At 64.4% G+C, this 17,869-nt stretch carries 17 protein-coding genes; 3 read left to right on the plus strand and 14 right to left on the minus strand.

The window, feature by feature from the left end; genetic code table 11:
* Positions 1-59: 59 nt before the first annotated feature.
* From AOC05_RS07560 to AOC05_RS07615, 12 genes are all read right to left on the minus strand, one after another.
* Entirely contained in the window at positions 60-560 is a 501-nt protein-coding gene (locus AOC05_RS07560) for a tetratricopeptide repeat protein (RefSeq protein ID WP_062006706.1), read from the minus strand.
* Positions 561-1,652 (minus strand): 3-dehydroquinate synthase, encoded by a 1,092-nt coding sequence (aroB, locus tag AOC05_RS07565; RefSeq protein WP_062006707.1) that lies wholly within the window; start codon positions 1,650-1,652, stop codon positions 561-563.
* A complete protein-coding gene (locus AOC05_RS07570) occupies positions 1,649-2,155 on the minus strand; it encodes a shikimate kinase (RefSeq protein ID WP_231687198.1) in 507 nt (168 codons plus the stop codon). The genes aroB and AOC05_RS07570 overlap by 4 nt, the downstream gene beginning before the upstream one ends.
* A gap of 71 nt (positions 2,156-2,226) precedes the next feature.
* The gene (gene aroC / locus AOC05_RS07575; RefSeq protein ID WP_062006709.1) at positions 2,227-3,426 is read right to left on the minus strand and encodes a chorismate synthase; all 1,200 of its coding nucleotides are present in this window, start codon (positions 3,424-3,426) and stop codon (positions 2,227-2,229) included.
* 20 nt (positions 3,427-3,446) lie between these two features.
* Positions 3,447-4,349, minus strand: coding sequence for a shikimate dehydrogenase (locus AOC05_RS07580; protein WP_062006710.1), 903 nt, complete (start codon positions 4,347-4,349; stop codon positions 3,447-3,449).
* Positions 4,346-5,623 carry an endolytic transglycosylase MltG gene (gene mltG / locus AOC05_RS07585; RefSeq protein WP_082357833.1) on the minus strand — a complete coding sequence of 426 codons (1,278 nt, stop codon included), beginning with the start codon at positions 5,621-5,623 and terminating at the stop codon, positions 4,346-4,348. Before mltG ends, AOC05_RS07580 begins: the two co-directional genes overlap by 4 nt.
* Before the next feature lie 90 nt (positions 5,624-5,713).
* Positions 5,714-6,172: a Holliday junction resolvase RuvX gene (gene ruvX, locus AOC05_RS07590; protein WP_082358150.1), complete on the minus strand. Its 459-nt coding sequence runs from the start codon at positions 6,170-6,172 to the stop codon at positions 5,714-5,716.
* 54 nt (positions 6,173-6,226) lie between these two features.
* On the minus strand, positions 6,227-8,905 hold the full coding sequence (gene alaS, locus AOC05_RS07595) for an alanine--tRNA ligase (protein ID WP_062006712.1): 2,679 nt from the start codon (positions 8,903-8,905) through the stop codon (positions 6,227-6,229).
* A 40-nt stretch (positions 8,906-8,945) separates the two neighbouring features.
* Complete coding sequence (locus tag AOC05_RS07600; protein WP_062006713.1) at positions 8,946-9,197, minus strand: hypothetical protein; 252 nt, start codon at positions 9,195-9,197, stop codon at positions 8,946-8,948.
* A 57-nt stretch (positions 9,198-9,254) separates the two neighbouring features.
* Positions 9,255-9,629 (minus strand): DUF948 domain-containing protein, encoded by a 375-nt coding sequence (locus tag AOC05_RS07605; RefSeq protein ID WP_062006714.1) that lies wholly within the window; start codon positions 9,627-9,629, stop codon positions 9,255-9,257.
* Positions 9,630-9,787: 158 nt separating this feature from the next.
* The gene (rpsD, locus tag AOC05_RS07610; RefSeq protein ID WP_062006715.1) at positions 9,788-10,414 is read right to left on the minus strand and encodes a 30S ribosomal protein S4; all 627 of its coding nucleotides are present in this window, start codon (positions 10,412-10,414) and stop codon (positions 9,788-9,790) included.
* Positions 10,415-11,033: 619 nt separating this feature from the next.
* Positions 11,034-12,467, minus strand: coding sequence for a replication-associated recombination protein A (locus tag AOC05_RS07615; RefSeq protein WP_062006716.1), 1,434 nt, complete (start codon positions 12,465-12,467; stop codon positions 11,034-11,036).
* Between the two features lie 51 nt (positions 12,468-12,518).
* Here AOC05_RS07615 and AOC05_RS07620 point away from each other — a divergent pair, with 51 nt between their 5' ends.
* From AOC05_RS07620 to AOC05_RS07630, 3 genes are all read left to right on the plus strand, one after another.
* Positions 12,519-13,121, plus strand: coding sequence for an acVLRF1 family peptidyl-tRNA hydrolase (locus AOC05_RS07620; RefSeq protein WP_062006717.1), 603 nt, complete (start codon positions 12,519-12,521; stop codon positions 13,119-13,121).
* A 125-nt stretch (positions 13,122-13,246) separates the two neighbouring features.
* The gene (locus tag AOC05_RS18820; protein ID WP_082357834.1) at positions 13,247-13,723 is read left to right on the plus strand and encodes a lipopolysaccharide assembly protein LapA domain-containing protein; all 477 of its coding nucleotides are present in this window, start codon (positions 13,247-13,249) and stop codon (positions 13,721-13,723) included.
* Entirely contained in the window at positions 13,720-15,126 is a 1,407-nt protein-coding gene (locus AOC05_RS07630; RefSeq protein WP_062006718.1) for a DUF2254 domain-containing protein, read from the plus strand. The genes AOC05_RS18820 and AOC05_RS07630 overlap by 4 nt, the downstream gene beginning before the upstream one ends.
* Here the strand turns inward: AOC05_RS07630 and AOC05_RS07635 are convergent.
* Together AOC05_RS07635 and aspS are read right to left on the minus strand one after the other, a co-directional pair.
* Positions 15,062-15,871: a GNAT family N-acetyltransferase gene (locus AOC05_RS07635; protein ID WP_062006719.1), complete on the minus strand. Its 810-nt coding sequence runs from the start codon at positions 15,869-15,871 to the stop codon at positions 15,062-15,064. The genes AOC05_RS07630 and AOC05_RS07635 overlap by 65 nt on opposite strands.
* A 128-nt stretch (positions 15,872-15,999) precedes the next feature.
* Positions 16,000-17,787: an aspartate--tRNA ligase gene (aspS, locus tag AOC05_RS07640; protein ID WP_082357835.1), complete on the minus strand. Its 1,788-nt coding sequence runs from the start codon at positions 17,785-17,787 to the stop codon at positions 16,000-16,002.
* Positions 17,788-17,869 lie beyond the last annotated feature (82 nt).

Below are 17,869 nucleotides of genomic sequence, written 5' to 3' on the forward strand. Positions count from 1 at the left end.
CGCCAGCGAACTGCTACTTTTCCGCCGTGAAGTGCGCACCGGCACATGCCTGGACGCTCTCAGGTACTCTCGGCCAGGTCCAGGGCACGTTGTAAGGACACGGTGGAGGAATAGATGGCGCTTGCATCGGCCCCTGCCGCAACCCGCTGCTGCAGTGCCGTGGAGAAACTCTTCGCGGCCGGCCCATACCTGCCGCTGCTGAAGTACACCTTCCCCAGTTGCTGGTAAATCCATGCCTCCACGGAGGTCCCCGCCACCTCAGGCAGTAGGGCCTTGAGCAGGCGCTCGGCCCTGTCGAAGTGCTTGGTTGCCCGGAGTACTTCGGCATCGAGGACTTGCAGGCGCACTGACTCCGGATCGGTCAGGCGGGCATCGGCCGCCATCTCCGCGGCCTCGGCGGTGAGTCCGCGGGCCAGCAGGACAAAGATGTGGTCCGCGGGGTCCGCGGAGAGTTCCAGCGCCTGCTCACACTTGTCCTCGTCGACAACCTCCGGCAGCAGTGTTTGCGGGTTCAATGCGGTGCCCGGGAAGCCCGCCGACGGCCAATCCTTCAGTCCCACTTAGGACGCAATCTCCTGGTAAGCGGCAAAGAGCAGTGAGGTGTCCGGGACGTCAAGAATTCCGGGTTTGCCGATACCGTCCAAGACAACGAAGCGCAACAGGTCACCGCGGGTCTTTTTGTCCCGGCGCATCCCATCCAGCAGGGCCTGCCAGCGGTCCTTGCGGTAGGTCAGCGGCAGGCCCAGCTGCTCAAGGATGCTCCTGTGACGGTCGGCGTCGGCGTCGCTGAGACGGCCCACACTGCGGGCCAGCTCAGCGGCGAACATCATGCCCACCGACACGGCGGCCCCGTGCCGCCAGGAGTAGCGTTCAACCAGTTCAATGGCATGGCCCAGGGTGTGGCCGTAGTTCAGTGTCTCGCGCAGCCCCGATTCGTGCAGGTCCTGGGACACCACGGTGGCCTTGACGGTGATAGCCCGTTCAATGAGTTCACGCAACACCTCTGAGCGGGTGTCCTTGATCGCCTCGGGGTTGGCCTCGATCAGGTCCAAGATCGCAGGGTCGGCGATGAAACCGCACTTGACCACCTCAGCCATGCCGGATATCAGCTCGTTGGGCGGCAGAGTGTCCAGGGTGTCCAGGTCCACCAACACGCCAGCTGGCGGGTAGAAGGTGCCCACCAGGTTCTTGCCCTCAGCGGTGTTGATGCCGTTCTTGCCCCCCACTGCCGCGTCGACCATGCCCAGCAGCGACGTGGGCATGTTGATGACCCTGACCCCTCGCAGCCACGTGGCGGCGACAAAACCGGCGACGTCGGTCACGGCACCGCCGCCCACCGCCACAATGGCGTCCGATCGGGTGAAGTCGTTTTGTCCTAGGACCTGCCAGCAAAACGCTGCGACCTGGATGTGCTTGCCCTCTTCGGCGTCGGGAATTTCGGCCGTGAGGGTGGTGAAGCCAGAAGCCTCGAGGTCGTCGCGGACGGTGTCCCCGGTCAGCCGCAACGCTCGGGGATGAATCACCAGGACCCGCTTGACGCGCTCCCCCAACAGCTCGGGAAGATTAGCCAACAGCCCACGGCCCACCACGACGTCGTAGTTCTCAGTGGGGGCAGACCCGGTGACCTTGATAACTGTGTTTTCACTGCTCACTGTTCGGGGTTCTCTTTCCTTGATTCTTCGGCCAACATGCTGATGAGCTGAGTGACCAGCTCCGGCACACTTGAGTTGCTGACATCGATGGTGATGTCAGCCAGGCGGGCATAGACGGGGCCCCGGGCCGCGGCTAGGCGGGACCAGGTCTCCACGGGGTCTGCCGCCAGCAGTGGCCGGCCGCTGGTGCGTAAGATCCGTTCCCGCACCGTCTCCAGCGTGGCCCGCAGGAACACCACGGTGGTTTTGGCCAGCAACTGCTGGGTGCCCGAGTCCAAAACAGCCCCGCCACCCACGGACAGCACCACGGTTTTTGGTTGCTCGGCGTCCAGGACTTGGGCCACTGCACGGGCCTCTAGTTGCCGGAAATGGTGTTCGCCCCGTGCCGAGAAAATGCGCGGGATGGCCCCGTGCTTGGCGACGATGCGCTGGTCGGTGTCCACGAATTCAATGCCCAGGGCACGGGCCAGCTCCGAACCAATCACCGACTTCCCGACGGCCATGGGCCCAATCATGACAATAGGGCGGCCGGGCCTATAATGCGGTTTCTCCGCACACTCCGTCGCGGCGTCCATCAGAGCCCCAGCGTGTCCAAGTTCACCGGAATCGAGGCCAGGTAACTGTTCATGTTCCGCTCGGTTTCGGGCATGGAGTCCCCGCCGAACTTCTCCAGCAGCGCCTCGGCCAGCACCAGTGCAGTCATGGCCTCGGCCACCACACCCGCGGCAGGCACGGCGCACACATCCGAACGTTGATGGTGGGCCTTGGCTGGCTCCCCCGTGGCAACATCGATGGTCTTCAGGGCGCGCGGGACCGTGGCAATGGGTTTCATGGCGGCGCGGACGCGCAACACATCTCCGATGCTCATACCGCCCTCAATGCCGCCTGCGCGGTTGGAGGTGCGCACTATCCGGCCGTCGCCGTCGCGCTCAATCTCGTCGTGGGCGGCCGAGCCGCGGCGGGCCGCCGTGGCAAAGCCGTCACCTACCTCCACACCCTTGATGGCCTGGATACCCATGAGGGCCCCCGCCAGGCGGGAGTCCAGGCGGCGGTCCCAGTGCACGTAACTGCCTAGGCCCGGCGGCAGGCCGTACGCCAAAACCTCGACGACGCCACCAAGGGTTTCGCCTTGCTTCTGGGCCACGTCAACCTCGGCCACCATTGCTGCGGACGTGGCGGTATCAAAGCAACGCAAGGGGTCCGCGTCCAGGGCCGCAACGTCGGCAAAAACGGGCAGGGCCGCCCCCTCGGGCGAGGCGACGCCGGCAATCTGCACGGTGTGGCTGACAAGGCGGACACCTACTGCGGCCAGGATTTGGGCGGCCACCACCCCGAGTGCCACACGTGTGGCCGTCTCGCGGGCGCTGGCACGTTCCAGGACCGGGCGGGCTTCGTCAAAGGCGTACTTTTGCATGCCCGTGAAGTCGGCGTGGCCGGGGCGCGGTCGTGTCAGAGGCGCGTTGCGGGCCTGGTTGGCCAGCTCGGCCGGGTCCACCGGGTCCGCTGACATGATCTGTTCCCATTTGGGCCATTCGGAGTTGGCGATCTGGATTGCCACCGGACCGCCTTGGGTCAGGCCATGGCGGACGCCACCCAAGATGGTGACTATATCCTGCTCAAATTTCATGCGGGCGCCGCGGCCGTAGCCAAGCCTGCGCCGTGCCAGGGCATCCTGGATCAGGGCACTGGTGAGCTCAACCCCGGCCGGGACGCCTTCAATAATTCCCACAAGGGCCGGGCCATGTGATTCTCCGGCGGTTAACCAACGCAACATACTCTCCATCCTGCCATGTTCTACGCGTGCCATTCGTAAGGGGGGCGCCGAGCCAGCCCAAGTGCGTCGCACATCACATTGAGGATGTCCCCGACGCGTCCAGTGACGCGGTCTTGATACCCGCCGGCCCCGGCAAACAGTTTCACTTGTTCCACGCCTTGATACAAAAGCATCTCAATCCCCGGAACCACGGTGCCGCCCTTGGCCTGCCAGCTGGTGGCTAGGGCACTGGGCCAGGGGTCGTAGGCCACGTCGAGCAAGCAGGCGCCGGACACGGTGGCCGCCTGGGTGCTGAACTCTTCGGCCACTGCGTCCGCACCGTGGGGGGGAAGGGTGGAAATCACCACGTCATAGCCCGCTAGGGCGTGTGCCGCACCGTCGAAGGGCACCAGCTCGGCGGGCACCCCGAGTGCCCTGGCCACCTCCAGGGTGTCCCCGGCCTTGGCCCGATTGCGCACAAAGAGGTCCACCACAGGAGCCTTGAGCGCCCCGAGTGCGGCAACCGCTGAGACGGCGGTGCCGCCGCCACCCAAAATCGCTGCCCTCGGGCGCTCCCTCACCCCTGCATGGAGCAGGGCCTTGACGATCCCCGCAACATCGGTGTTGTCGCCGCGCATGTGCGTGGCGCCGTCGTGCGTGGTGACGATGACAGTATTCACGGCGCCCAGCGCCCGTGCCACCGGTGTCAGCTCGTCGACAAGGTCTACGGCAGCGTTTTTCAAGGGCATGGTCACCGAGAGCCCGTACCATTTGCCGGAACTGCGGACCTCTGCAAGGAAGGCGGCCAGCGCTGGCACTTCCACGTCAAACGCCGCATAGTTGTAATCGATCCCTAGTGCCGCATAGGCGGCACTGTGCAGCTGCGGAGACTTGGAGTGCCCTATGGGGTGCCCCAGCACGGCCCCGCGCAGGGCTTCACTCACTTGTCACATTCGCCCGCATTGGCAGTGCACCAGGCAACATATTTGGCCACGTTGGCCTGGTGTTCGGCAAAGGTGGTAGCGAACAGCGTCTCACCGGTCTTCAGGTTCACCGTCACCCAGAAGTAGTACGGGTTGGCCTGAGGGTGCGCGGCAGCCACAATGGCTTTCGCACCCGGGGAGCCGATGGGCCCCACGGGCAGGCCGGGGTTGGCGTAGGTGTTGTACAGGTTTGATTTGTCGTCCTTTTGGGCCTGTGTCAGGTTGTAGGATTTGATGCCCAACCCGTAGACCACTGTGGCGTCGGACTGCAGGAAGCCGTGCGTCTCCCCATTGGGGTTGTTGATGCGGTTCTCGATGGCTCCGGAGATCTCGGCGTAGTTCGCCTCGTTGCCCTCAAACTCGATGATGCTGGCAATAGTCAGGATCCGGTATTGTTGGGCCGGTTCGCTCACGCCTGCTGCGACTAGATTCTTTTGGGTTGCGGCCACCATCTGAGCCAGAATCCCCTTGGCATCAAGCTCCACGGGGAACCGGTACTCCCCGGGAGCTAGGTAGCCTTCAAGGTTCTTGGCCTGCGCCGGCAACCCAAATTCTGCCGGGTTGTTGGCAAGACTTTCAAATTCGGTGATGGGGATACCTGTGCTCTTGGCCAGCAGGGCAAGGGTTTCGCCCAGGCGCAGATTCTGGGACACCGCAGCGTAGTGCACCTTGGAGGGGTCACCGGCAAGCAGCACCGTGACAGCGTCTGCGGCCTTCATCTGCAATCGCAGCTCAAAGGCTCCCGGTTGCAGCGAACCGGTTCCGTCAGCTGCAGCGAGGGCGTCAACGAACGCCTGTTCGCTGGCCACCACGTCCTTGGCTGTCAGCAAGGTGGCCACCGAACGTGCCGAGGACCCTGCCGGAACCATGACTTGCACGGAGCCAGTGCCCGGGCCCGGGTAGTCGGCTGCGGTGAAACCGCCCAGCATGGGTTTGATCGATTGCACAACAAAGAACACTACGGCGGCGAACATGACCAGAATAAGAAAAAAGACTACTGTGCGGCGACGTTTGCGGACACGTTTGGACACGCGTGAGCTACGGCGCGAGGGTTCGTGGTGGTCCTCATACTCCAGGTGCTCCTCATAAAAGGGCTGCTCCTGGTGCTCCTCATAAAAGGGCTGATCCCGCTCATCCTCCCAGGCTGCGGCTGGCTCCTCCACCGGGTCCGGCGAGTGGGTGCCTGCTTGTTCTGCGCGGCGCGCAGCAGCACGGCTGGGGAAGATCTCACTCATGGTGTTGTTCCTTCCCTGATGGATGAGACTTGCGAGACTCGTGGTGAGGTGGAGATGACGGAACTCTCTTCTTGTCCGGACGGCCGGGCGTCACGCACGGACGTCCGGCTTCTGGGCACGCACCAGTTCCCCAACGTTAGCGTTGCGCGCCTTCTGCATGTCAATTGCCTGCTGCAAGATTCCAACAGCGGCGACCTGATCTATTACTTTACGGTGTTCTCTGCTCCCGAGGCCAGCCGCGTGTAACGCCTGATGGGCGCTGACCGTTGTCAGGCGCTCGTCGATCAGGCGGACGGGAACCTGCAGTCCAGCCTCTTCCATGGCCACGACCAGCAGGGCGGCATAGCTCCGGGCCATCTCCGCGGAGGCCTTTTCGGCGCCCTTGAGGGTGCGCGGGAGCCCCACGAAAACCTCCACGGCGTTCCGCTCACGGGTTTCCTTGACCACCACGCGAATGTCGCTGTTCTTCTTCGCATCACGAGAGAGGGTCTTGACGGGTGTGGCGAGGATCCCCTCACGGTCACAGGTGGCAAGGCCAACCCGGACCATGCCGACATCAACGCCAAGCTTCACACCGTAGGGATAATCAGACACGTAAGCGACTCAGCGGTTCTTGATGGCGTCAGTGACGGACACCAGGGCCGCAGGAATTGCCGTGACATCCGTGCCGCCCCCCTGGGCCATGTCCGGCTTGCCACCGCCACCACCGCCCAGGATGCCCGACGCCAGTTTCACCAGGGCACCTGCGGAGACCGCCTGGCTGCGGGCGGCGTCGTTGGCGGCGATGAAGATGATGGGTCGGCCGTTGCTGGCCCCCGCGATCGCCACGACCGACGGCGCAGTGCCGAGCCGGTTGCGCAGGTCAAGGGCCAGCCCGCGGAGGTCGTCGGCGCCACTGACCTCGCCGGCGTCGTGCGCAATGACACGCACGCCGCTGGCATCAACCGCCGTGCCGACCAGGGTGGCCGCGGCCGCGCCAAGCTGCTCCTTGCGCAGACGCTCCAATTCCTTCTCCGCCGTCTTCAACTTGGCCAAGGTGGCTGCCACACGCTCCGGCAGAAGGTTCGAGGGGACCTTGAGCATGTCCGAGAGGGAGGAGACCAGGGCGCGCTCGGCGGCGAGATGGCGGAACGCGTCCATGCCGACAAAGGCCTCCACGCGGCGGTTGCCCGAGCCGACGGACTGCTCCCCGAGCAGTGTCAGGGACCCGATCCGGGAGGTGCTGTCGACATGGGTGCCACCGCACAGCTCCCGGGACCAGGCGCCGTCGATCTCCACAACACGCACCTCGGAGCCATAGTTCTCACCGAACAGGGCCATGGCGCCCAGGGCTTTGGCCGCGTCCAGGTCCATCACCTTGGTGTCAACGCGAAAGTTGTTGCGGATGGCAATGTTGGCCACCTCTTCAATTTCCGAACGGGTGGCGGCGCTCAGGCCCTCGCCCCAGGCGAAGTCGAAGCGCAGGTAGCCGGCCTTGTTGTAGGAGCCGCGCTGCAGCGCCTCCGGGCCCAGGATCTGGTGCAGGGCGGCGTGCACAATGTGAGTTCCCGTGTGGGCCTGCTCTGCGGCATGGCGGCGTTCGCGGTCGACGGCGGCACGCACCAAGGCGTCCGCCGGCAGTTCACCCTCACGCACGATCGCCTTGTGCACGCTCAGGCCCTTGATGGGCTTTTGGACATCCAAGACTTCCACGATGAACCCGTCGCCGGTAATCAGTCCCGTGTCCGCCGCCTGGCCGCCTGCCTCGGCGTAGAACGGGGTAGCGTCCAGGACGATCTGGACTTCCTCCCCTGTGGAGGCGTGGCTGACGGCGGCACCGCTGGAAAGGATGGAGCGCACACGGCCCTGCCCCTCCAGTTCGGTGTAGCCGGTGAAGACGGTCTCACCCTTGGCTAACAGTTCGTGGAATACCGTGAGGTCGGCATGCCCGCTCTTCTTGGTCTTGGCGTCCTTCTGGGCCCGCTGACGCTGCTCCAGCATGAGGGCGCGGAATCCGGCCTCATCGACTGCCAGTCCAGCCTCGCCCGCCATTTCCAAGGTCAGATCGATCGGGAAGCCGTAGGTGTCGTGCAGGGCAAAAGCCTCCGCGGCGGAGAGAGAAGTGTTAGCTGCCTTGGACTCCTTCACGGCTTCTTCCAGGCGTGTGGTGCCGCTGGCGATGGTGCGCAGGAAGGAGCGTTCCTCGGCGTACGCAATCCGCGCGATCCGGGCGAAGTCGGTTTCGACCACCGGGTAGGCGCCCTTCATGGCGTCACGGGAAACGGGCAGCAGTTCAGGCAGCACGGCCGTTTCGACCCCGAGTAGGCGCATGGCACGAACGGCACGGCGGATCAGGCGGCGCAACACATAGCCGCGGCCCTCGTTGGAGGGGGTGACGCCGTCGGAGATGAGCATCAGCGAGGAGCGGATGTGATCGGCGACCACGCGCAAGCGGACATCGTCGGTGTGGTGCGGGTCGGCGGGGTCCTCGGTGGAAGTGTACGTCTTGGCGGCCAGTTCGGCGGCCTTGTCCAACACGGGGCGGATCTGGTCCGTCTCGTACATGTTTTCAACGCCCTGCAAGATCATGGCAAGTCGTTCCAGGCCGAGGCCGGTGTCAATGTTCTTGTTGGGCAGCTCACCCACCACGTCAAAATCGGTCTTTGAGGTGACGTTGTCGATCTGGTACTGCATGAACACGAGGTTCCAGATCTCAATGTACCGGGTCTCGTCGGCGACGGGGCCGCCCTCCACACCGTACTCGGGGCCGCGGTCGTAAAAGATCTCCGAACAGGGGCCGGCCGGGCCGGGCTGGCCGGTGGACCAGTAGTTATCTTCCTTGCCAATCCGTTGGATGCGCTCCACCGGGACGCCTACCTTATCGCGCCAAATCTCCAGGGCCTCGTCGTCTTCGTTGTAGACGGTGACCCAGAGCCGCTCGGGGGGCAGGCCGAAGCCGCCCTGATCCAGTGGGCTGGTGAGCAGTTCCCAGGCGTAGGGGATGGCGGTTTCCTTGAAGTAGTCGCCAAAGGAGAAGTTGCCACACATCTGAAAGAAGGTGCCGTGCCGGACGGTCTTGCCGACCTCGTCGATGTCGCCGGTGCGGATGCACTTTTGCACGCTGGTGGCACGCTTGTAGGGGGGCACCTCACGCGCGGTGAGGTAGGGAATGAAGGGCACCATGCCGGCCACGGTGAAAAGCAGCGACGGATCCGAGGAGATCAACGACGCAGAGGGCACCGGGGTGTGTCCCTTGCCGGCAAAGAACGTGATCCAGCGGTCTGCAATGTCGTGCGATTTCATTGGCCTGGTGGCTCCTTCAGTAGTTCTGTCATAACAAAATTTAGTGGCGCGGCGTGCTGTGGTCTTTGGCGTTGGGCTTTTGTGGGTCCAGCCCCAGGGCGGCACGCAAGTCCGTTTCACGCTGGTCCATATTGTCCCGGAGGGCGTCGGCAAAGTCGTGTACGGCGTCGCTCATCGAACCCACAGCCCGGTTCAGGCCTTGGGGGCCCAGTGCGCCTTTGGCGGCGGCAAGCTTGCGGGCTACGACCACGCCGATGGTGATTCCGACGCCAAGCCAAAAGATCTTCTTCATGGGTGAGTTTCTCTCCAGGATCTGTTGCAATACACCGTCATGGTTGGGTTTCTAAGTTTAACGGCTGCGGCGGGCGCGCTTTGGTTTTCTGCTGCCGGTGAAGGCCTGGCGCACTCCATAGGAGAACGCAGCGACCTTAATGAGCGGCGAGCCGAGGGTGGCGGCAAAAAGCGAGGACAAGGCGGAGATGTTGGCGGTGGCGTCGGAAATGTTGCTGGAAATGTCATCGACCTTGGTCAACTGGGTGTTGGTGGTGGCGACAGTGGTGGTGACCTCGTCAATGAGGGGCACTGTGCCATCACCAATTTGCTTGATGGTGACACGAATTTCGTCAAAGACTTTTCCGAGCTTGAAAATGGGCACGGCCAAAAGCGCAACCAAAATGGCGAACACCCCTGCCGCAATCAGTCCCGCAATATCTGTTCCAGTCATGAAAGAACCGCCTCACTTTACGTGTTTCTAACGTTTGTGTCCCCCGACAGCCTACCGACAATGCGGTGCACCACAGCTACAAAGCAGCCCGCGGCGCGTGCCACGGGCTGCTTTGTTGGGTCGAACCGGAGCGATCCGGCACCACAGACGCTAAGAATTTAGCGTGAGTAGAATTCAACGACCAGCTGCTCTTCACAGGTTACGGGAACCTCAACACGCTTCGGGCGGCGAACCAGGCGGGCCTGGAGGCTTTCCAACTTCACGTCAAGGTAGGCCGGAACGGCGGGGAGCACGTCGCGGTGAGCGCCGGCTGCAGCCAGCTGCAACGGCGTCATGGACTGGCTGCGCGGGTGCACGTGGATCAACTGACCCTCGGCAACGCGGAATGACGGACGGTCCACGCGGGCGCCGTCAACCATGATGTGTCGGTGCACAACCAGCTGGCGAGCCTGGGCGGTGGTGCGGGCGAAGCCGGCACGCAGAACCAAGGCGTCCAAACGGGTTTCCAAGATCTCAACCAGGTTCTCACCGGTCATGCCCTTGGTGTGCTTGGCTTCTTCGAAGGCACGGGTCATCTGTGCTTCGCGGATGCCGTACTGGGCGCGCAGACGCTGCTTTTCGCGCAAGCGTACCGCGTAGTCGCTGTCCTGCTTCTTGCGGGCGCGACCATGCTCACCGGGGCCGTACGGACGGCGCTCGAGGTACTTGGCTGCCTTCGGAGTCAGAGCAATGCCGAGGGCGCGCGAAAGGCGGGCCTGCCGGCGGGCACGTGTGTTGTTAGCCACTTGTGTCCTTCCAATATTTGCAATACATAGTGTCCTGGCCTCCATTGTGGAGAGTTGGGGCTATTGCGGCCCATTCGCTACAGCACCTGGGCATGTCCTACAGCAGGCACCGCCACGCCCGCGAGGGACGTTGTGGTTATCAACTGTGTTGGGCATGGAGCCAAGGCTTGCCAGTGCGCCCTCAACTCTACCACCTCCGCTCCCCCGCTCCCCGCACAACCCACTCTCGCCTGGGACGCAGTATGTGACGCAGTTGATGCACTGCCTTGCTCCGGGAAAGCGCAATCCAGTACATTTGCGGCGCCACCGAAGTTTGGCGGGCAAGGCGGGCTTCTTGGGAAGTTCGACGGCGCGTCCCGGCCACCAACTTCACCCCACCCGGGCGCCGGTCACCGCGGCGACGCGCCGACGCGCCGACGCGTACCGGCGTCGTGCCAGGACGCCGAGAACGGGGGCAAGCTGCACGGGTTCGCCGAAAACGGGGGTAACCCGCTGAGAACGGTGTATCTTCTGCGGCGTTTCGCGGGTTGGACCCGTCTTCGACGGTATGCCCGCATAGCCACGCAGGAAACCACCGTGCTCGGCGCCTACTGCCCCGCCACTGCCGAGGGATCGGCCGCTATTTCACCGGACCGGTGCCGCGGATGATCGAGCGCAGCCGCTCCACCCGAACACCTAGGTCCCGTTCCACGCCGTTGACGGTGGGCACGTAATAGTTCTTGCCCACCAGGTCATCTGGTGGATACTGCTGGGTGGCGATGGAGTGGGGCGAATCGTGGGAGTAAATGTAGCCCTTGCCGTGCCCCAGCCCGGCCGATCCCGCGTAATGCGCGTCCCGCAGGGGTGCCGGGACCATGGTTCCCTTGCCTGCCCGGACGTCGGCAATGGCGGCATTGATACCGTTGTAGGCGGCGTTGGACTTCGGCGCCGTGGCCACGTGCACAACGGCCTCGGCCAAGATGATCCGCGCCTCGGGCATCCCGATCAGCGCCACGGCCTGCGCTGCGGCAACGGCGGTCTGCAGCGCGGTTGGGTCGGCCATACCCACGTCCTCGGCGGCGGAGATCATGATGCGGCGGCTGATGAAGCGGGGGTCCTCCCCCGCTTCCAGCATCCTGGCCAAGTAGTGCAGAGCGGCGTCGACGTCGGAGCCGCGGACAGACTTGATGAAGGCACTGATGATGTCGTAATGCTGGTCCCCAGCCCTGTCGTACCGGACGGCGGCCGCGTCGATGGCGCGTTCGGCGATGGCCAAGTCCACCAGTACCGGGGCACCGCCGTCGTGCGGCCCGGCGGCGGCATCTTCGGAGAGGGCCACGCCGGCTGCAGCCTCGAGGGTTGTCAGGGCACGGCGGGCATCGCCGCTGGCCAGCCGGACCAGGTGGTCAAGGGCCTCGTCGGTCAGGGCCACCACCCCGTCCAGCCCTCGCGTGTCATCAAGGGCCCTCAGCAGCAGCCCCTGGATGTCCTCACTTGTCAGAGGTTTGAGCGTGAGCAGGATGGAACGTGAAAGCAGCGGGGAGACAACGGAGAAGGACGGGTTTTCGGTGGTTGCCGCAATCAATACCACCCAACGGTTCTCCACCCCGGGCAGCAGCGCGTCTTGCTGGGCCTTGTTGAAGCGGTGGATCTCATCCAGGAACAGCACTGTGGTGCGCCCGTGCAGGTCCCTGTCCGTCAGCGCCTGGTCCATGACCCGTCGAACGTCCTTCACACCGGCGGTGATGGCGGAGAGTTCCACGAACTTCCGGCCCGGCCCGCGCGCAATCACATGGGCGAGCGTGGTTTTCCCCGTGCCGGGCGGGCCCCAGAGCATCACTGAAGCAGGCCCGGCCGGGCCGCCGGCATTACCGCCGGCGGCGAGCATCTGCAGGGGCGAGCCGGGCCCCAGCAGATGCTGCTGTCCCACCACTTCCGCCAGGGTGCGCGGGCGCATTCGAACGGCGAGGGGGCTGCGCGGGCGCGAACCCTCAGCCGTCGAATCACCAAAGGAGAGAGTTGCGCCGTCCTCGGCGTCGTCGTCGCCGTCAAAGGCACTAAAAAGGTCACTCACCCTCCTAGGCTATCGCCCCTTCTGGCATCCTCCGCCCGCTAGGCTGGCAGCGTGAACCCCTCCACCCGCACCCTCCGTGTCCCTGCCTCTCGCCTCACCGGCTGGATGGAGCGATTCGCCGCCGCCCACCAGGGTGTGGCTGACACCACTGACACGGACGACGGCGTGTTGCTGGAAATGTGCGACGGCGCCACCGCGCTCCTGAGCCCACCATGGCCCGACGAGGGCCGGCCAGGCAGGGGTATCTCACTTGTGGGACGGCTGATTTCACTGGCGTCGCAGGAGCGCCGCCTGGGAATCGTGCTGGTGCGCCGGGGAGGATACGCGGTGGGCGTTTCGGTGGGCGGAAAGCTATTGGCGCACAAGGTGGGTACCGCCTCGGCACGGTCCCGTGGAGGGGACCAGGGCGCAGCCATGGTCGAGCGCGTGGCAGCGCAAGCCGCTGGTGCCTTCTCCGGGGAGAACTTTGAATACCTCGCGACCGGCGGTGACAAGCAGCTGGTGGAGTCCGCCTTGGCGGTTCCTGCCCTGCGCCGGTACGCCGGCCTTGCCCGCCTGGAACCACTTCCGGTCACGGACCCTAGGATGGATGTCCTGATACGGGCCACCGCGGATTTTTGCTCCGTTCGCATCCGTGTCACCGATGGCCGGTAGCAGCCCACACGCCTCCAGGATCCCGTGACCGGCCAGCAGCTGTGCAGCAGCGAAGCACCACAGAGGTAAGGTATGACAAACGTCACCCTCAGGGATGGGTGCTTGAAGATTGAGAGGTTGGAAATATGTCCCACGACCCAACGCCGCTTCCACCCGAGATGCCGGCCGATTCCACCGGGCCCGCCAGCGACCAAGAGCAGGTCAAAGACCAGGCGCAGGTCAAGGCTAATCGGCATTCCACGCCATTACCCGATGGGCGGTCAGCGAACACTGATGTGACCCGGGCTGGCATGGTGTGGGTGGGCGTCATCGCCGGGCTGGTGATCCTGGTGCTGCTGATCATCTTCATCCTGCAGAATCAAGATCGTGTGGAGGTGCACTTCTTTGGCATGGCTGGCGCACTTTCCATTGGCATGGCATTGTTCATTGCCGCAGTGGCCGGCGGGATTCTGGTTGCAATCGCCGGAGCAGTGCGGATCCTGCAACTGCGCAGGCAACGCCGACGCCAGGCCGTCCGAGCCCGGTCTCAGCCCGGATCTGGGGCCAGATCTGGGGCCGCTGAGCGGCCAGTGCCTGGGGCCACGGGGCAGACCGAGCAGTGACTCCGCGGGCAAGCGGCGACACCCGGATTGCCAGCCTGCGCGATTCACTGCGTTCACAATTGTGGCCCACACCCGTGGCAGCAGTCATTGTGGCCATTGTGGCCGGGCAGATACTGCCGTATCTCGACCAGGAGGTACAGGACAAGGTTGGCCCCACGGTCTCCGCCTGGATTTTCGGCGGCGGTCCGGCCGCGGCAAGCAACCTGCTGCAGACCATTGCCGGGGCCATGGTGACCGTCACCGCATTGACCTTCTCCCTGACGGTGGTGACACTTCAGCTAGCCAGCAGCCAGTTTTCGCCCCGACTGTTACGCACCTTCACCAGTGACAGGATTGTGCACCGCACGCTCGCCCTGTTTTTATCCACCTTTGCGTTTGCGCTGACGGTCATGCGCAGTATCCGCAGTTCCACCACCGTAGACGACGGATTCGTCCCCAAGATCTCCACCACCGTGGCGTTCCTGCTCTCGGTGGCCAGCGTGTTGGCGCTGGTGGGTTTCCTCTCCCATCTGGCCAGGCAAATACGAGTGGAGAGCATGCTCAAGACGGTTTTTGATGAGACCGAATCAACGTTGGAGAGCATCTTTCCCGACACAGGAACGCAGAATTCATCGGTTGCAGCGGATTCCCTGGGGTCCGGGCCCGAATTCAGGCCCATTGAAAGTTGCGCCTCCGGTTTCCTGCTCACGGTGAACAGTGCCGCAATCTGTGCCGCGGCAGCGCAGGCGGGTGCACTTGTCGTGTTTGCGGCGGCGCCGGGCGACTCGCTGGTCCGTGGAGTACCTTTCGCCAGCGCTGCCGACTCGGGTGGCGGCCGTCTTGAGGAGGAGGCATTTTTATCGCTCAACCGGGTGGTGGCCGACAACGTTGACATCGGGTTTGAACGCACCTCGGTGCAAGATGCCACGCTTGGTTTGCAGCAGCTATTGGACATTGCCTGCAGGGCCCTGTCCCCGGGCATCAACGATGCCACTACGGCCGTGCATGCCATCGGACACGTTTCGGCACTGCTGTGTGGACTTGCAGGCCGTCGCACCGGGTTCTCTCCCTTGCTGGACGACGACGGAACGGTCCGGGTGATCCTCAAGCGTCCACGGCTTGAAGACATGCTGGAGCTCACCATACGGCAGTTGCTGCGCTACGCCATGGATGACCCTCGGTCGGCAGAACGAACCATCAGCATGCTTGGTGAGCTGGCTTGGGTGGATAGCGGGGGGCGTCTGGCCCGCGTGCTGACCAGTCATCGACGAAGGGTGGCCCAGGCTCTGCTGAACAGCCCCCTGGAGAGGGAGGAGAGCGACCGCCTTGTGGCGCTTGTCACCGCAACCGGGAGCGCGTTCAGCAAGCATTGGGGGCGCGGTGCAGCGGGGCCTGACGGTAATGATAACGGCCAGCTTCCGTGAACCCTGCCCGCCCGTAGAGTTCCCTGGCCCCGGTGTTCGCGGCGGTCACCATGAGCCAATGCTGACTCACCCCAGCCTCCGATCCGGCGACCATCAACGCGTCCGCGACCGCCGCCGCGATACCCAGGCGCCGAACGGTCGGGTGCACCGCCATGCTGTAGATACCGCCCCATCCGGGCCCGCCCACGAGGCTTGGCAGCGCCAGTCTGCCGGTGCCAACAGTGCGGCCCTGCGCGTCCATGACGGAGGCGTAGATCGACGGCGCCCCCAGCATGATGTTGCAGGCGGTGGCCCTTTCCGGGGCGCCTCCCCGCCCGTCAACGCTCCACCACAGCTTTAGCCACTCCTGCGACGGCGTGCGGCCCAGGACGATCCGGTACCCGGGCACCCCATACCCATAAGGGGCCGCGTCCCCTGGACCTGTTCCCGCCGTCATGATGATGGTCTCTGACTGGCGCGTATAGTGCAGCCCGTCCAGGACGCTCTCCAGTGCCGCATTCTCGGGGCGGTGCGTGAGCTGGAAGATGACTGGTTGGCGACGGTCGGCGTACCAGCGCACGGCCTGCACCAAGGCCCCGGGCAAGTCCTCCGGGGAGGCGAACGGCCACACCGAATTGGCCCTCTGCGTCACCGATCCCGCCGAGCGCAACTTCCACCCGTTCGCCGTCGAGCTTTCCAGGGCTGGCCAGGCCAGGTCCATGAGGCTTTCAAGAGTGTCCAGGACGGTGCCAGCGCAGTTGCTCATGCGCAACATTCTACGGCGGTGGTCACCGCGGAACGAGACGGTATTGAAGAATGTGGGGCACCCGCATGCCGGGGGCTTAAAGCACAAACGCCGGTCCTTTTGAAGGCAGACCGGCGTTCGAGCGGGTTTTACTTGGCTCCGGGCTTGGCTTCCGGCTTGTCCTCGGGCTTGAAGTCCACGCCGGCTTCCTTGCGCTGCTGCGCCGTAATGGGTGCTGGAGCCTGCGTCAGGGGGTCGTAGCCGCCGCCGGACTTCGGGAACGCGATGACGTCGCGAATTGAATCCACACCCGCCAGCAAGGACACGGCACGGTCCCAGCCGATGGCGATGCCGCCATGCGGCGGGGCGCCGAACTTGAAGCCTTCGAGCAGGAAGCCGAACTTCTCTTCCGCCTCGTCGCTGCTCAGGCCCATGACCTCAAAGACACGCTTTTGTACGTCGTTGCGGTGGATACGGATGGAACCGCCACCGATTTCGTTGCCGTTGCACACGATGTCGTAGGCAAATGCCAGCGCGGACTCGGGGTCGGTGTCGAAGGTGTCCATGAACTCGGGCTTGGGCGAAGTAAACGCGTGGTGCACTGCCGTCCATTTACCGGCGCCAACAGCCACGTCACCGGAAGCAACGGCGGCGGCGGCGGGCTCAAACATGGGGGCGTCTACAATCCAGACGAAGGCCCAATCGGCTGGGTTAATCAGGCCGGTGCGGTGGCCGATCTCAACACGGGCGGCACCTAGCAGGGCGCGTGAGGGGGAAACCTCGCCGGCGGCGAAGAAGATGCAGTCACCGGGCTTGGCCCCCACGGCGTCGGCCAGGCCGGCACGCTCGGTGTCCGTCAGGTTCTTGGCAACCGGGCCGGTCAGCTCGCCGTCCTCCTTGTACAGGACGTAGGCCAAGCCCTTGGCGCCGCGCTGCTTGGCCCATTCCTGCCAGGCGTCCAGCTGGCGGCGGGGCTGTGAGGCACCGCCGGGCATGACCACGGCGCCCACGTAAGGCGCCTTGAACACACCAAATCCGGTGTCCTTAAAGAACTCCGTCATCTCCGTCAGTTCCTGGCCGAAGCGCAGGTCAGGCTTGTCTGAGCCGTAGCGGGCCATGGCGTCGCGGTAGGTCATGCGCGCAATCGGCAGCGGGATTTCGACGTCGATCAGCTTCCACAGGGCGGAAACGATCTTTTCACCCAGGGCGATGATGTCATCCTGGTCAACGAAGCTTGCCTCAATGTCGAGCTGGGTGAACTCCGGCTGGCGGTCCGCACGGAAGTCCTCGTCGCGGTAGCAGCGGGCGATCTGGTAGTACTTCTCGAAGCCACCGACCTGCAGGAGCTGCTTGAACAGCTGCGGGGACTGCGGCAGCGCGTACCAGGAACCCGGAGCCAGGCGCGCCGGCACGACGAAGTCGCGGGCACCCTCAGGGGTGGAGCGTGTCAGTGTCGGGGTCTCGATTTCGGTGTAGCCCTGCTCGTGCAGCAGGTTCCGGGCCACCCGGTTGGCCTCGGAACGCAGGCGCAGGTTGCGCTGCATGCCCGGACGGCGCAGGTCCAGGTAGCGGTGCTTGAGGCGGGCTTCCTCACCGACCTCCACATGCTCGTCCACCTGGAATGGCAGCGGGGCTGCTTCGTTAAGGACAACGACGGTATCGGCGATGACTTCGATCTCACCCGTGTCCAGGGCCGGGTTATCGTTGCCGTCGGGGCGGCGGGAGACGACGCCGGTGATTTGCAGCACGTACTCGTTGCGCAGCGAATGGAACACGTCCTCTTCACGCACCACGATCTGCGAGACACCCGAGGCGTCACGCAGGTCAAGGAAAGCCACGCCGCCATGGTCGCGACGGCGGGCAACCCACCCCGAGAGAGTGACAGTTTCTCCGATATGCTCGGCCCGCAGGGAGCCCAGGTCATGTGTGCGCAGCACAGCATTCCTTTCAATGGTGATGAACGGCCCGATCCGGGCCGCAAAAATGAGTTTGTCTAGAAGTTTACCGGTGATTCGCTCC

The sequence above is a fragment of the Arthrobacter alpinus genome (assembly GCF_001294625.1).
GTDB classification, from domain to species: Bacteria; Actinomycetota; Actinomycetes; order Actinomycetales; family Micrococcaceae; genus Specibacter; species Specibacter alpinus_A.